This window comes from Clostridium saudiense, assembly GCF_000577815.1.
Classification (GTDB): domain Bacteria; phylum Bacillota; class Clostridia; order Clostridiales; family Clostridiaceae; genus Clostridium; species Clostridium saudiense.
In genome coordinates this window covers 36,514-51,127 of sequence record NZ_CBYM010000002.1, presented here as the reverse complement: position 1 = coordinate 51,127, position 14,614 = coordinate 36,514, and the positions used below count along the sequence as shown (strand labels likewise).

Below are 14,614 nucleotides of genomic sequence, written 5' to 3'. Positions count from 1 at the left end.
TAATTAAGATGTTATAGCATTAGTTATTGGTGGTACAACTTGTTTCTTTCTTGAAAGAACTCCTGGAAGGAATGCACCCTTATCTTTTAATGTAACATTGAAAGCTTTTTCTACTATTTCAGGTTTATTACCAGTAACTAGTATTTCAGAACCTTCGTTTAATATGTCTGTTAATAATAACATAACCATATCTAATCCAGCTTCTTTAGCTTTTTGATCCATGTAGTTTAACATTTCTTCTTTTAAAGGCATGAATCCTTCAATATCCATTGTATTAACTTGAGCTATACCTACTTTAGTATCTTCGATAGTAAATGGCTTGAAGTCAGAGTTGAAGATTTGTTCAACTGTTTTACCTTTTAATGAAGTACCAGCTTTAAACATTTCTTTTGCAAATTCTTCAATGTTTATATCAGCAATTTCAGCAAGCTTCTTACAGATATATTGATCTTGTGGAGTACAAGTTGGACTTCTGAATAATAATGTATCAGAAATTATTGCACCACATAAAAGTCCTGCAGCTTTTCTTGAAGGTCTTATTCCACTTTCAAAGAAGCATTTAGCAACTATAGTTGATGTACTTCCAACTGGTTCATTTCTAAAGTAAATTGGATTGTTTGTTTGAATATCAGCAACTCTGTGGTGGTCGATGATTTCTAAAACTTCTGCATCTTCTAATCCATCAACAGATTGACCTCTTTCGTTGTGGTCAACTTGAATAACCTTTTTCTTGTGGTTAGAAATTAAGTGGTATCTAGAAACAGTACCAACAACTCTTCCGTTTTGATCTAAAACAGGATAGCTTCTAAATCTAGTTTCAGTCATAATTCCTTTTATATCATCAACTAAATCATCAGTTGTGAAAGAAACTATGTTTTCTTTAACCATAACATATCCAACAGGGATACTTTGAACTATAAGTCTTGAAGCAGTAAATGAATCATGTTGAGTTACTATTATAGTTACTCCATGTTCTTTAGCTAAGCTTACTATTTTTTCAGATGGAGCATATCCACCAGTTACAATCATTAATGAAATATTAAGTTTTATTAATGCTGCTTGAGCTTCTTCTCTATCACCAACTATAGCAATGTCACCTTCGTCTATATGACCAGACATTGTATCAGGTTGCATAGCTGTAACAACTATTTTACCAGGGAAGTGAGTTACTTTTTCATTAACGTAAGAAACTTTAGCAGATAAAGTATCGATAATATTATCTAATGTTGTATTACTTTTAGCTAAGATTCTGTTATCCCAGATATCCATATAACAAGATGTAAGATTAGATACTGCTAGTACTCCTAAAAGATGATCATTTTCATCTGCTACAGGTAAAGTTTTAATATTTTTATCTCTCATTATACTCCAAGCTGTTTTTAATGAGATTTCAGGAGATACAGGACTTATGTTATCAAATTGTAAGTCTTCCACCTTTAATTTAACAGTTTTTAAAAGTCTTGGAGCTTCAGCATTGAAGTAATCTAATATATATTGAGTTTCTTGATTAGGATTACCTAGTCTGCAAGCAACAGTTTCAACGTCACCAATTTTGTTTTTGAATTCAGCATATGCGTAAGCTGCACATATTGAGTCTGAGTCTGGATTCTTATGACCAGTTACATAAATTATATCTTTCATGCAATACGCCTCCTAAGTATATTTAAGTATAAAAGATTTTATCTGATGGCTAGCCGTTGTAACACTCCTACCTTTTCAGGTGGAATATAATAACGTACATACCCCTAGATAACGAACTCTAACCTTAAGATGAAGTTAAAATTCCATCTTAAGCTAAGAATTCAGTTTATTACATATTTTCGCATACTACTATTCTATATTTCCAAGGGGAATTTGTAAATAAAAATGTTATGTATAGAAAGTATAAATTTTACTTAATTATTCATAGTATTACATAAACATTAATATATATATACAAGAGTTCTTAAAGAGGAGGAAAAAGGGTGATACAGGAAAAAGAATTTACTAGGGGATTAAGTACTAGAGAAGCAGAAAAAAGAATTAAAACTTACGGGTTAAATGAACTTAAACATAATAAGAAAAAGTCACCGATTTTAATTTTTTTATCTCAATTTAATGATTTCTTAGTATGGGTATTAATAGGTGCAACTATTATATCAGGATTTATAGGGGACAAGGCCGATGCAGTAACAATACTTATTATTGTAATTGTAAATGCAATATTAGGATTTGTTCAGGAGTTTAGGACAGAAAAGTCATTAGAAGCGCTTCAAGAGTTGGCGGCGCCAACCTGTAAGGTAATTAGAGATGGGAATATTAAAGTTATTAATTCAAAAGAGTTAACAATAGGTGATTTAGTTGTATTGGAAGCCGGTGATAGGATTCCAGCAGATGGAACATTTATTGATGCAGCCAATATGGTAGTTGATGAATCATTATTAACTGGCGAATCAGTTGGTATTTCAAAGGATACAGTTAAAGGGAAAAATGCAGGATTTATGGGGACGATAGTTCTAAAAGGTAGAGGGTTAATAATAGTAGATGCTATTGGAATGAAGACAGAAATGGGGAAAATAGCTAACCTTTTAGATAATATAGAAGAAGAAAAATCACCTCTAAGAGAAAGATTAGATTCTTTAGGTAAAATTCTAGTTGTAATGTGTATTGCAGTATGCGTAATAGTTACTGTTTTAGGAATAATAAGGGGAAATGATATAACAGAAATGTTCCTTTTAGGAGTTTCATTAGCAGTTGCAGCTATACCAGAAGGATTAGCGGCAATAGTTACTGTTGCCTTAGCATTAGGTGTTAGCAGGATGTTAAAGAGAAATGCATTAGTTAGAAAATTACCAGCAGTTGAAACGTTAGGATGTACATCTGTAATTTGTTCAGATAAAACAGGAACATTGACTCAAAATAAAATGACTGTTAAGGAAATATTAGCTAATGGTAAAATATATGAATTAGATAAAGAAAAACTTAATGATTGTGAAAAATTAAAAGAGGCATTTATTTATTGTAATGATGCAAATTATAATTACGAAATAAAAGATATTGAAAAGGCTGTTATGGGAGATCCTACAGAAACAGCTTTGGTAAAGGCATTTTATAAAGACCCTAAAGAGTTAGAAAAATTTGTAACAAAAAGTAAGAGAGTTTATGAGATTTCTTTTGATTCTACAAGAAAGATGATGACCGTTATAATGAATGAGCACGGAAAAGAAACTTGTTACATGAAGGGAGCTCCAGAAAGGGTATTAGAAAGATGTAATTTTGTATTAGAAAACGGTAAAATAAAGCCATTAACAGCTCAAAAGAAAAAGCAAATATATAACTATATAGAAGCTATGTCTAATAGAGCATTAAGATGTATAGCAGCTGCATATAAGGAAGAACATATAGTTAAAAGTGAATCTGTAGAAAGTAATTTAGTGTTTTTAGGTGTTGCAGGTAGCATGGATCCACCAAGAGTAGAAGTTAAAGATGCAGTTTTAAAATGTAAGATGGCAGGAATTCAACCTATAATGATTACAGGGGATCATAAAAATACAGCTTTAGCTATAGCGAAAAGTATTAATATTTGTAATTCTGATGATCAAGCAATAACTGGAGATGAATTAGAAAAAATGTCTGATGAGGAATTGGTTAAGAGAGTAAATAAAATAAGGGTATTTGCTAGAGTATCTCCTAATCATAAGTTAAGAATTGTTAGAGCATTTAAAAAGAATAATAATATTGTTGCTATGACTGGTGATGGTGTAAATGATGCTCCAGCCATAAAGGAAGCTGATATTGGTGTTGCTATGGGTATATCAGGTACTGATGTAACTAAGGAAGCTGCAGCAATGGTATTAATAGATGATAACTTTGCTACTATTGTTGCAGCAGTTGAAGAAGGAAGAGTAATTTATGATAATATAAGAAAGTTTATAAGATATTTATTATCATGTAATTTAGGTGAAGTTTTAACAATGTTCTTGGCATCATTATTTTATTTACCAAATCCACTTACTCCAATTCAAATTTTATTTGTTAATTTAGCTACAGATGGATTACCAGCTATTGCGTTAGGAGTTGACCCTCCTGATAAAGATATAATGAGACAAAGACCTAGAGATAAAAATGAAGGTATTTTTGCTAGAGGACTTTGGGAAAAAATAATAGTAAGAGGATGTCTAATTGGTATTTGTACTTTATTATCATTTATGTCAGGAAGATATTACGGGATGGATTTAGCAACTTGTAGAACTATTACATTATGTACATTAGTTATGTCACAACTTTTACATGTATTTGAATGTAGATCAGAAAGGCATTCAATATTTGAAATAAATATATTTAGTAATATATATTTATTAGGAGCTGTATTAGTTTCTATATCAATGATATGTTGTATATTATATATTCCTTTATTGAGTAGTATTTTTAATACTGTAGCATTAAATTTAGGACAATGGTTATTGGTATTATTCTTCTCAGGAGTAATTTTCTTAATTAATAGTGTATATTTATTAATTAAGTCTAAAAAATAATAATAGCAAAAAATTTCCTGATTATATGTTTTTATAATCAGGAAATTTTTGTTCAAAAGTAGAAGCTTAAAATTAAAAGAAAAAAATATTAAAATTAAAATGTTTACAAGAAAAAAACAGTTGTGCATCATAGGAATACATGGTAAAATTTTCTTATGGTAATTCTTGCTTTAAAATGGAAATAAAGGGTGAGTACATAAATAAAAAAGTAGGGGGTGCAAAAATGAATTTTATAAGTACAAGAGGAGAGGAGGGAGCAATTTCATCCTCGGAAGCAATTATAAAGGGTATTGCGAATGATGGTGGATTATATGTTCCAAATGAATTTCCAGAGGTATATGACAGGCTAAAAAAGAAAATGGGGCTTTCTTATATTGAGCTAGCATATGAAGTTATAAAAGAATTTTTTGGAGACATAGGAGAAGAAAATTTAAAAGGGGCTATAGACAGAGCTTATAATGGTAAATTCTCAGTAAGAGAAGAAAATGATTTTTTAGAGTTGTATCATGGACCAACATCTGCCTTTAAGGATGCAGCACTTCTTTTTTTACCACAAATAATGAAGGAAGCAAAGAAATTAAATAATATTAAAGAAGAAATAGTAATATTAACTGCAACTTCAGGTGATACAGGAAAAGCAGCATTACAGGGATTTAGTAATGTTGATGGTTTTAAAGTTGTGGTTTACTATCCAGAAAATGGCGTAAGTGCAATTCAAGAAAAACAAATGGTAACTCAAGAAGGTAATAACGTTAAGGTAATCGGAATTAGGGGCAATTTTGATAACGCGCAAAGTGGAGTTAAGAAAATATTTGGGGATGTTGAATTTAGAGAAGAATTAAAAAATAGGGGCTTTTTATTATCTTCAGCTAATTCAATTAATATTGGAAGGCTAGTACCACAAATAGTGTATTACTTTTATGGTTACTTTGATTTAGTCAATAAGCAAAAAATAAAAGAGGGCGATGAAATAAATATAGTAGTTCCAACAGGAAACTTCGGAAACATATTAGCAGCTTATTATGGTAAAAAAATGGGGCTACCTATAGGTAAGTTAATATGTTCATCTAATGAAAATAATGTATTAACAGATTTCTTAAATACAGGGCTATATGATAGAAGAAGAGAGTTAATATTAACAGAATCTCCATCAATGGATATTTTAGTATCTTCAAATTTGGAAAGATTAATATTTGAAGCAAATAATAGAGATGCTAAAAAAACTAAAAAGCTTATGGATGAATTGAATGAAAAAGGAGTTTATTCAATTTCAAGTGAAAGTAAAGCATTTTTAAGTGATTTTTATGGAAATTATGCAAATACAGATGAAGTGTATGAAGCAATTAAGAATGTTTATAATAATAAAAAATACCTTATGGATACACATACTGCAGTTGGATATGTAGTTTTTAATAAGTATAGAAAAGAAACTGGGGATAATAGACAAGCATTGATAGCATCTACTGCAAGTCCTTATAAATTCCCAAGAAGTATTTGTAATGCCTTAGAATTAGATGTTAGTAACAAAGATGATTTTGAAATATTAAAGTTATTAAATGAGTATACTAATATTGAAATTCCTAAGAATCTAGTAGGATTAAATAATAAAAAAATTCTTCATAATAATGTATGTGATAAGGAAAAAATGAAAGATATTTTACTTGAATTTTTAAAGGAGAGTAAAAATGATTAGGGTAATAGTACCAGCGACATCAGCCAATTTGGGGCCAGGTTTTGATTCGCTGGGAATCTCCTTAAGCATATATAATGAATATGAATTTTCACTAAAAGATGAAAATGGATTGTTTTTTGAAGGTGTTGAAGAAGAATTCCAAAATGAAGATAACATAATTTATATGGCTATTAAAAAAGTTTTTGATAAATATAACTTTAAATTTAAAGGATTAGGGATTAAAATAATAAGACAGGATATCCCAATATCTAGGGGGTTAGGTTCTAGTTCAAGTTGTATAGTAGCAGGATTAATAGGGGCTTTTGCATTAATGGGAAAAGAGATAAATAAAGACGAAATATTAAGTTTAGCAGTTGATATTGAGGGTCATCCAGATAATGTGTGTCCAGCTATCTTTGGAGGACTAGTTTCTACAGTAATGACAGAGAGTAATAAGCCATTATATAATTGTATAGAAATTAAAGAAGGTATTAAGTTTATTGCATTAGTTCCAAGGGTTAAACTTTTAACAGAGAAAGCAAGGGCAATATTGCCTAAAGAAATTCCATTTAAAGATTGTGTTTATAATATAGGAAGGGCTGCCTTATTAATATCTGCATTTTCAAATGGGAAATATTCTTTATTAAGAGAAGCAACTAAGGACAGGATTCATGAACAATATAGAAGCAGACTTATCGAGAATTTTGATGAGATTTATAATAAGGTCATAGAGTTAGGAGCTTTTGCATGCTTTTTAAGTGGTGCAGGTCCAACTTTAATGTCAATAGTAGATAAAAATGATTTAAGTTTTGTAAATGAAATTTCAAAGTTTATTAAAGAAAATAATTTTAATTGGGATATCAAAGAATTAATGATTGATAAAAATGGGGCAAAAATTTTGAAGGGTGAATAAGCATGAACGGAGACTATTTAGTTATTGATAAAAAGGTTTTGCCAGAAGTATATGAAAAAGTGATTACAACAAAAAAAATCTTACAAGAAGGTAAGGTAAAAGAAGTAACTGAAGCTACTAAGTTAGCTGGAATAAGCAGAAGTGTTTATTATAAGTATAAGGATTATGTGTTTGAGTTTTCTCAAATGTCTAATGGGAGAAAGGCAACTTTTAATATGATAATTGGGCATCAAAAGGGAGTTCTTTCAAATATACTTAACTTTATTTCAGAGCATGATGGAAATATACTAACAATTGATCAAGGTATTCCAATTAATAATTTAGCTAATTTAAGTTTAACTATTGATATATCATCAATGAAAATTGAATTAAGTGAAATGCTAGAAGATTTAAAAAGTCTAGAATATGTAGATAGAGTAGAATTTATAGCTATGGAATAAAATATAATATAATAGCCTCTTAGGTCATTCTGAATATTAGATTGACCTAAGAGGTTTATTTTGATAGAATGTAAAATTAATATGAAACAACTTTTTCTAATGTGAAAGTTGTAACTTCAATTTATAAACTGTTAAACTTAACTTATGATGTAAATACTAAAAGAAAGGAGTGATTGTCAATGAATGTATATTTTGATAATAGTGCTACTACTATGCCTTATGATGAAGTTATAGATGAAGTAAGCAAAGGTATGAAAGAGTACTTTGGCAATCCATCATCATTACATAAAATTGGAATGAAATGTGAAAAGCGATTAAATGAAGCTAGAGAGTATTTTGCATCTACCATTAAATGCAATAAAGATGAAATTTACTTTACCTCTGGTGGAAGTGAAGGTAATAACCTTATATTAAAAGGTTTATTAAAACCAGGTCATCATCTAATAACGACTGCTTTTGAGCATCATTCAATAATTAGTACGTGTAAATATCTAGAAGAGAAAGGTGTTAAAATTACATATTTAGATGTTGATAGTGAAGGAAGAATTTCATTAGAAGATTTAGAAGAAGCTATTAATAAAGATACAGTTTTAGTATCAATTATGCATGTTAATAATGAGATAGGTGTTGTTCAAGATCTTGAAGCAATAGGAAATTTAATTAAAGAAAGAAGTTCAAGAGCTAAATTTCATGTAGATGCAGTTCAAGCTTATGGAAAATTACCTATTGATGTTAATAAAGCTAAAATTGATTTTTTAACAACAGCAGCGCATAAAATTCATGGACCAAAGGGTGCAGGATTTGTTTATATAAAAAAAGGCATTGTATTAAATTCTTTAATTTCTGGTGGTGGACAGGAAAAAGGTTATAGAGCAGGAACAGAAAACTTACCAGCAATAATAGGATTTGAAAAGGCTTCTAAAATTACTTTTGAGAATATGGATGAAAGATACGATAAAACTTTAGAGTTAAAAAAATATTTTATTGAAAGATTAGAAGAAATTAAGGATATTAGAATAAATAGCAAGATTGATGGCTATAGCCCTTATATTTTAAATGTTTCATTTTTAGGAGTTAGAGCTGAAGTGTTATTGCATTTATTAGAAGAGGAAAATATTTTTGTAGCAACCGGATCAGCATGCACGTCTAAAACTAGTGCGGCTCATGGAAGTTACGTAATAAAGGCTCTAGGGTTAACTAACAAAGAAGTGGAATCAGCTATTAGGTTTTCTTTCTCATATGAAAATACAAAAGAAGAAGTAGATTATACAATTAATGTTTTGAAAAAGTCATTAATGTTTTTAAGGAGAGTAAAAAGATGAATAATAAGTTAATTTTAGTGAAGTATGCTTCAGAAATATTTTTAAAAGGATTAAATAGAGGGAAATTTGAAAGAAAGTTAAAGGAAAATATAGAAAAAAAGCTTTCAGGATTACAATTTGAATTTGTAACAGATCAAGGTAGAGGCTTTATAAAAGCTGATGATATAGAAGCAGCAGTAGAAAGAGTAAGAAAAGTATTTGGTGTTGCAGAAGTTTGTATAGTTACTCAAGTAGAAAGAGATTTAACTGCCATTAAAGAAGAAGCATTAAAAAAAGTTAAGGAAGCTAATCCTAAAACATTTAAAATTGAAACTAATAGAGCAAATAAAAAGTTCCAATTAAACTCTATTGAAACATCAAGAGATGTTGGTGGCTATGTACTTCATCACTTTGGTGAAGGTTTAGATGTAGATGTTAAAAACCCTGAATGTTTAGTAAATATAGAAATAAGAGAAAAGGCATATGTATTTACAAGCAAAGATAAAATAAAAGGTGTTGGGGGATTACCATATGGAATGAATGGTAGCACTATGTTAATGCTATCAGGTGGGATTGATTCTCCAGTAGCTGGATATTTAATGGCTAGAAGAGGAGTAGAGTTAAATTGTGTATATTATCACAGTCATCCATATACTTCAGAGAGAGCCAAGGATAAGGTTAAGGAATTAGCTAAAATACTTTCAAATTATACAGAAAGAGTTAATTTATACATAGTTCCATTTACAGAAATCCAATTAGATATAATGGAAAAATGCAGACAAGATGAATTAACTATATTAATGAGAAGATTCATGATGAGATGTGCATGTACTTTAGCTGAAAAGTATGGAGTACAATCAATTTCAAGTGGAGAAAGTATTGGGCAAGTAGCAAGTCAAACTATGGAAGGTTTAATAGTTAGTACTGATTGCGCTGATAGACCTGTATTTAGACCATTAATTGCCATGGATAAAGGAGATATAATGGATATTGCCAAGGAAATAGGTACATATGATACTTCAATATTACCATATGAAGATTGTTGTACAATATTTGTTCCAAAACATCCTAAAACTAAGCCACAGTTAGAAGCTATGAGAAAAGCTGAATCTGTTCTTGATGTAGAAGAAATGGTTAATAAGGCAATTGAAGGAACTGAATTAGTGGTATTTTAGTTTGGCATATGTGCATATAAACCTTTAATTATAATGAAAAATATAGTCATTTATAAAATCGTGAGAAGAATACATTAATAAAATTAAAAGAACTACTGTAGGGTAGTTCTTTTAATTTTTAGTAGATATTAAAAGATTTATATATAAAAGAAAGAAAAAACTATTTAAAAGTATTATATATTTTATATAATAATAAGAGAGAATAATTTTATTTAATGTCGAAGTAGAGTTTATAAGATAATTATGTTAGGAGAAAAGTATATGGCTGTATTTATAATATTTTTAGTAATAGTACTAATTGTTATAGTTATGTATGGAAATGAAATTTTAAGAGGAAGTTTTAAAGTACAGGTAGTAAAGTTTTTACCTTTAGGAATTTTTAAAGAAGATAAAAATAAAGATAAAGATAGTAAGATAGATAATAGAGAAGAAAGTATTAAAGAAAGACATATTAATAAAGAGAAAGATAATTTACATAATAGTATATTAATAGAAAATGAGAATGATTTAAAAGAAAGTCAAATAGAAGCACAAGAAAATGAAATAAAAGTAAAAGAAATTGAGCATGATGAAATAAATGTAGAAATTAACGAAAAAGGTGAAGAGAAAACTTGCGTAGAAAGTGAAGAAAGCAACATACTTGATTTAATAGATGAAAATAATGATAATTTATTAAATCAAGAAGAGATTGTATATTGGACACCTAATGGAAAAACATATCATTCTAAGAGTACATGTAGAACTTTAGCTAGAAGTAAAATAATTAATAGTGGAACAGTAAACGAAAGTGGAAAAGATTTCAAATGTGAAAATTGTAAATAAATAGTTATAAATTAGTAACTTCCTTGAAATTATTGTGCTGTAAAGTTAAAATTAACTTAATATGCCAATAATAGGAGGGTAATAATGCTTTCAAAATTTAGTGTTAAAAAACCATTTACAGTTTTCGTTTCAGTAATATTAGTTGTATTACTAGGCGTAATATCATTTACAAAAATGACTACCGATTTATTGCCGAGTATGGACTTACCATATGTTGTTGTTATGACAACATATCCAGGGGCAAGCCCTGAAAAGGTAGAACTTGCAGTTACTAAGCCACTAGAACAATCACTTGCAACAACAAGTGGAGTTAAGAATATAAATAGTATTTCTAGTGAAAATTCAAGTATTATAATTTTAGAGTTTGAACAAAGTGTTAATATGGATAGTATCTTAATTGAAATGAATAGTTACATTGACTTAGCTCAAGCTCAGTTTGATGATGATGTTCAATCACCTATGGTAATGAAGATGAATCCAGATATGTTACCTATAATGGTTGCAAGCATAGATGTTAATGGATTAGATACAAAGGAAGTAACTAAGATTGTAAATGAAACAGTTATTCCGGCCTTTGAAAAAATTGATGGGGTAGCGTCAGTAAATTCAACAGGGTTAGTGGAAGAAAAAATAAAGATCCAATTAAATCAAGAAAAAATTGATTCAATTAATAATAAGGTGCTTGCTAGTGTTGATGAAAAGTTAGCAGAAGGAAAAGCACAATTAGATGATGCAAAGAATCAATTAGAATCAGGAAAGAATCAGTTAGAAACTCAGGGAAAAGAGCAAACAGCACAGCTTGCAGAAGCAAGTGCAGCTTTAGAAAGTGGTAAAACACAATTAATTGAAGCAATTAATAGCTTATTATTAGCTCAAAATGATTTAGAAAATCAAAAGGCTGATATAGAACAGAAAAAGAACTTGTTGGACAAGTTCTTAGAATCACAACAAGGAGTAGGAATTGAAATATCTGAAAAGGAGCAAGAATTACTAAATGAATTAACTAGTGGGTTAGAGGCAATTAATTCAGGAATTTCAGAGATTACTACTAAAAAGGGTGAATTAGAAACACAACTTACAGGATTAGCTGATAAGGAAAAAGAACTAGAATTAGGTAAGTTAACTTTAAATCAAGAATTAAGTAAAGCTTCTGCACAACTTACAAATAGTGAAGCAGAACTAAACAAAAGCATAAAAGAATTCGAAGCTTCAAGGGATGAAGTATATAAGAATGCAGGTATAGGAGAAGCACTTTCGGCATCAACTATATCAAATATTCTAAAGGCAGAAAATTTTTCAATGCCAGCAGGATACATTCAAGAAGATGAAGAAAAATATTTGGTTAAAGTAGGAGATGAATTAACTTCATTAGAGGAGTTAGAAAATCTTTTATTATTTAATATTGATGTTGAAGGAGTAGGAGATATATATTTAAAGGATATTGCTGAAGTTTCATATACAGATAACTCGGATGAAATGTATGCTAAGATAAATGGCAATGATGGAATAATATTATCTTTTCAAAAGCAAAGCACCTACTCTACATCAGAAGTATCCAATAAAATTAATGATACAATAGAGGAATTACAAAAAAATAATCAGGATATGCATATTACAGCACTAGAAGACCAAGGAATATATATTAATATCGTTATTCATTCTGTATTAAGCAATTTAATTTTAGGTGGTATATTAGCAATAATTATATTATTACTGTTTTTAAGAAATATAAAACCAACAATAATTATTGCTTTTAGTATTCCAATAAGTTTATTATTTGCATTAGTAATGATGTATTTTAGCGGTGTAACAATGAATGTTATATCATTAGCTGGTTTAGCATTAGGTGTTGGTATGTTAGTTGATAACAGTATTGTTGTTATAGAAAACATATATAGATTAAGAAATGAAGGTATGCCAGCAATTCAAGCAGCTGTTAAGGGATCAACTCAAGTTGCAGGAGCAATTTTAGCATCAACATTAACTACCATTTGTGTATTTTTACCTATAGTATTTACTGAAGGTATATCTAGGCAGTTATTTACTGATATGGGATTAACTATAGCATATTCGTTAATAGCCAGCTTAATTGTAGCATTAACATTAGTACCTACTATGTCATCTACGATGCTTAAAACAACAGTGGAAAAAGAGCACAAATTTTTTAATAAATTTATAAAAATATATAGTAAAGCACTTAAATTTGCATTAAGATATAAGCCAATATTTCTAATTTTGGTTGTTGTATTACTTGTTAGTAGTACAGTAATTTCAATATCACGAGGAAGTTCTCTTATGCCTGAAATGGATAGTACTCAAATTTCTGTTAGTATGACTATGGATAATGATACAAAAACTACTGATTTAAGAGAGATGAGTAATACAATTATTGATAGGATTTCTGAAATTGATGATGTTGATACTATAGGGGCAATGCAAAATTCAAGTTCTATGAGCTTAATGGGTGGAGGAGATAGTAAATCAATTTCACTTTATGTAATTTTAAAAGATGATAAAAAACTATCAAGCAAAGAGGTTGGGAAATTAATTGAAGATAAAACAAAAGATTTAAATTGTGAAATTAATGTAACTACTTCAACTATGGATATGTCTGCTTTGGGGGGATCTGGAATAAGTCTTTCTGTTGAAGGTGATGATTTAGATAAGATTAAAGAAATAGCTAATGATATAGCAGATATAATTAGTAAAGTAGATGGTACAATTGAAGTATCTAATGGACAAGAAGATACCTCTTTAGAAACAAGGATAACTGTTGATAAAAATAAAGCTATGGAATATGGATTAACGGTAGCACAAGTTTATCAGGCTGTAGCGCAAGAGATATCATTAGAAACAACTTCAACTTCATTAAGTATAAATTCTAGTGATTATCCAGTAATAATAGCAAAAGATAGTAATAATACTTTGAAAAGAGATAATATTAAGGATCTTGAAATTAAAGGAACTAAGAATGGCAATGAAGAAAAAATTGCATTAAGTGAAATTGCAACAATTAGTGAAGAAAATGGATTATCTTCAATTAATCATATTAATCAAACTAGAGCTATTACTGTAAGTGCAGCTATTGATGCAGAACATAATGTAGGAAATGTGAGTAAAGCTGTAGAAAAAGAAATAGATAAATATGAATTGCCTGAAGGGTATACTATTGAAATTGGTGGAGAAAGTGATTCAATGAAACAAGCTTTTGGGGATTTAATACTTATGATTGCAATGGCCATAGTATTTATATATTTAATTATGGTAGCACAATTTCAGTCTTTACTATCACCATTTATAGTACTATTTACTATTCCACTTGCATTTACAGGAGGATTTTTAGCATTAATTATTACAGGATTTGAATTAAATATGATTTCAATATTAGGTTTTTTAATGCTTGCAGGAATAGTTGTTAATAATGGTATTGTTTTTGTAGATTATGTAAATCAGTTGAGATTAGGTGGGATGAAAAAGAAGGAGGCATTAATTGAAGCTGGAAAAGCAAGAATTAGACCAATATTAATGACTGCATTAACAACTATTTTAGGATTATCTACCTTAGCTATGGGAATTGGAATGGGAGCAGATATGATTCAGCCAATGGCTATAGTTACAATTGGTGGGTTAACTTATGCTACTGTTTTAACTTTATTTATAGTTCCAATTATGTATGATATTTTACACAGAAGAGAGTTGAAACCAATAATAATTGAGGAATCAATTTAGTTTTATCAGTGTAAAGGCTAAAAAGAAATATTATAAGAAATAAAAAAA

General features: G+C 29.2%; 9 protein-coding genes. 8 read left to right on the top strand and 1 reads right to left on the bottom strand.

Annotation, left to right across the window (positions count from 1 at the left end):
* Positions 1-3 precede the first annotated feature (3 nt).
* A complete protein-coding gene (locus TY07_RS01530; protein WP_042394297.1) occupies positions 4-1,641 on the bottom strand; it encodes a putative manganese-dependent inorganic diphosphatase in 1,638 nt (545 codons plus the stop codon).
* Positions 1,642-1,964: 323 nt separating this feature from the next.
* On the opposite strand from TY07_RS01530, the gene TY07_RS01525 reads away from it, so the two are divergent.
* From TY07_RS01525 to TY07_RS01490, 8 genes are all read left to right on the top strand, one after another.
* Positions 1,965-4,514 (top strand): calcium-translocating P-type ATPase, SERCA-type, encoded by a 2,550-nt coding sequence (locus TY07_RS01525; RefSeq protein WP_042394293.1) that lies wholly within the window; start codon positions 1,965-1,967, stop codon positions 4,512-4,514.
* A 223-nt stretch (positions 4,515-4,737) separates the two neighbouring features.
* Positions 4,738-6,207, top strand: a complete 1,470-nt coding sequence (thrC, locus tag TY07_RS01520; protein ID WP_042394292.1) for a threonine synthase — start codon at positions 4,738-4,740, stop codon at positions 6,205-6,207.
* Positions 6,200-7,099: a homoserine kinase gene (gene thrB / locus TY07_RS01515; protein WP_042394289.1), complete on the top strand. Its 900-nt coding sequence runs from the start codon at positions 6,200-6,202 to the stop codon at positions 7,097-7,099. The genes thrC and thrB overlap by 8 nt, the downstream gene beginning before the upstream one ends.
* Before the next feature lie 2 nt (positions 7,100-7,101).
* Complete coding sequence (locus TY07_RS01510; protein WP_042394286.1) at positions 7,102-7,539, top strand: ACT domain-containing protein; 438 nt, start codon at positions 7,102-7,104, stop codon at positions 7,537-7,539.
* 179 nt (positions 7,540-7,718) lie between these two features.
* Positions 7,719-8,861 carry a cysteine desulfurase family protein gene (locus TY07_RS01505; protein ID WP_042394282.1) on the top strand — a complete coding sequence of 381 codons (1,143 nt, stop codon included), beginning with the start codon at positions 7,719-7,721 and terminating at the stop codon, positions 8,859-8,861.
* On the top strand, positions 8,858-10,015 hold the full coding sequence (thiI, locus tag TY07_RS01500) for a tRNA uracil 4-sulfurtransferase ThiI (RefSeq protein ID WP_042394278.1): 1,158 nt from the start codon (positions 8,858-8,860) through the stop codon (positions 10,013-10,015). Before TY07_RS01505 ends, thiI begins: the two co-directional genes overlap by 4 nt.
* A gap of 261 nt (positions 10,016-10,276) precedes the next feature.
* The gene (locus tag TY07_RS17115; RefSeq protein ID WP_052330573.1) at positions 10,277-10,837 is read left to right on the top strand and encodes a coiled-coil domain-containing protein; all 561 of its coding nucleotides are present in this window, start codon (positions 10,277-10,279) and stop codon (positions 10,835-10,837) included.
* 84 nt (positions 10,838-10,921) lie between these two features.
* A complete protein-coding gene (locus TY07_RS01490) occupies positions 10,922-14,566 on the top strand; it encodes an efflux RND transporter permease subunit (RefSeq protein WP_042394276.1) in 3,645 nt (1,214 codons plus the stop codon).
* The last annotated feature ends 48 nt before the right edge of the window (positions 14,567-14,614 follow it).

Coding starts and splice junctions, on each gene's coding strand:
- TY07_RS01490 (WP_042394276.1), top strand. CDS start 10,922: ATGCTTTCAAAATTTAGTGTTAAAAAACCATTTACAGTTTTCGTTTCA.
- TY07_RS01510 (WP_042394286.1), top strand. CDS start 7,102: ATGAACGGAGACTATTTAGTTATTGATAAAAAGGTTTTGCCAGAAGTA.
- TY07_RS17115 (WP_052330573.1), top strand. CDS start 10,277: ATGGCTGTATTTATAATATTTTTAGTAATAGTACTAATTGTTATAGTT.
- TY07_RS01505 (WP_042394282.1), top strand. CDS start 7,719: ATGAATGTATATTTTGATAATAGTGCTACTACTATGCCTTATGATGAA.
- thrC (WP_042394292.1), top strand. CDS start 4,738: ATGAATTTTATAAGTACAAGAGGAGAGGAGGGAGCAATTTCATCCTCG.
- TY07_RS01530 (WP_042394297.1), bottom strand. CDS start 1,641: ATGAAAGATATAATTTATGTAACTGGTCATAAGAATCCAGACTCAGAC.
- thrB (WP_042394289.1), top strand. CDS start 6,200: ATGATTAGGGTAATAGTACCAGCGACATCAGCCAATTTGGGGCCAGGT.
- thiI (WP_042394278.1), top strand. CDS start 8,858: ATGAATAATAAGTTAATTTTAGTGAAGTATGCTTCAGAAATATTTTTA.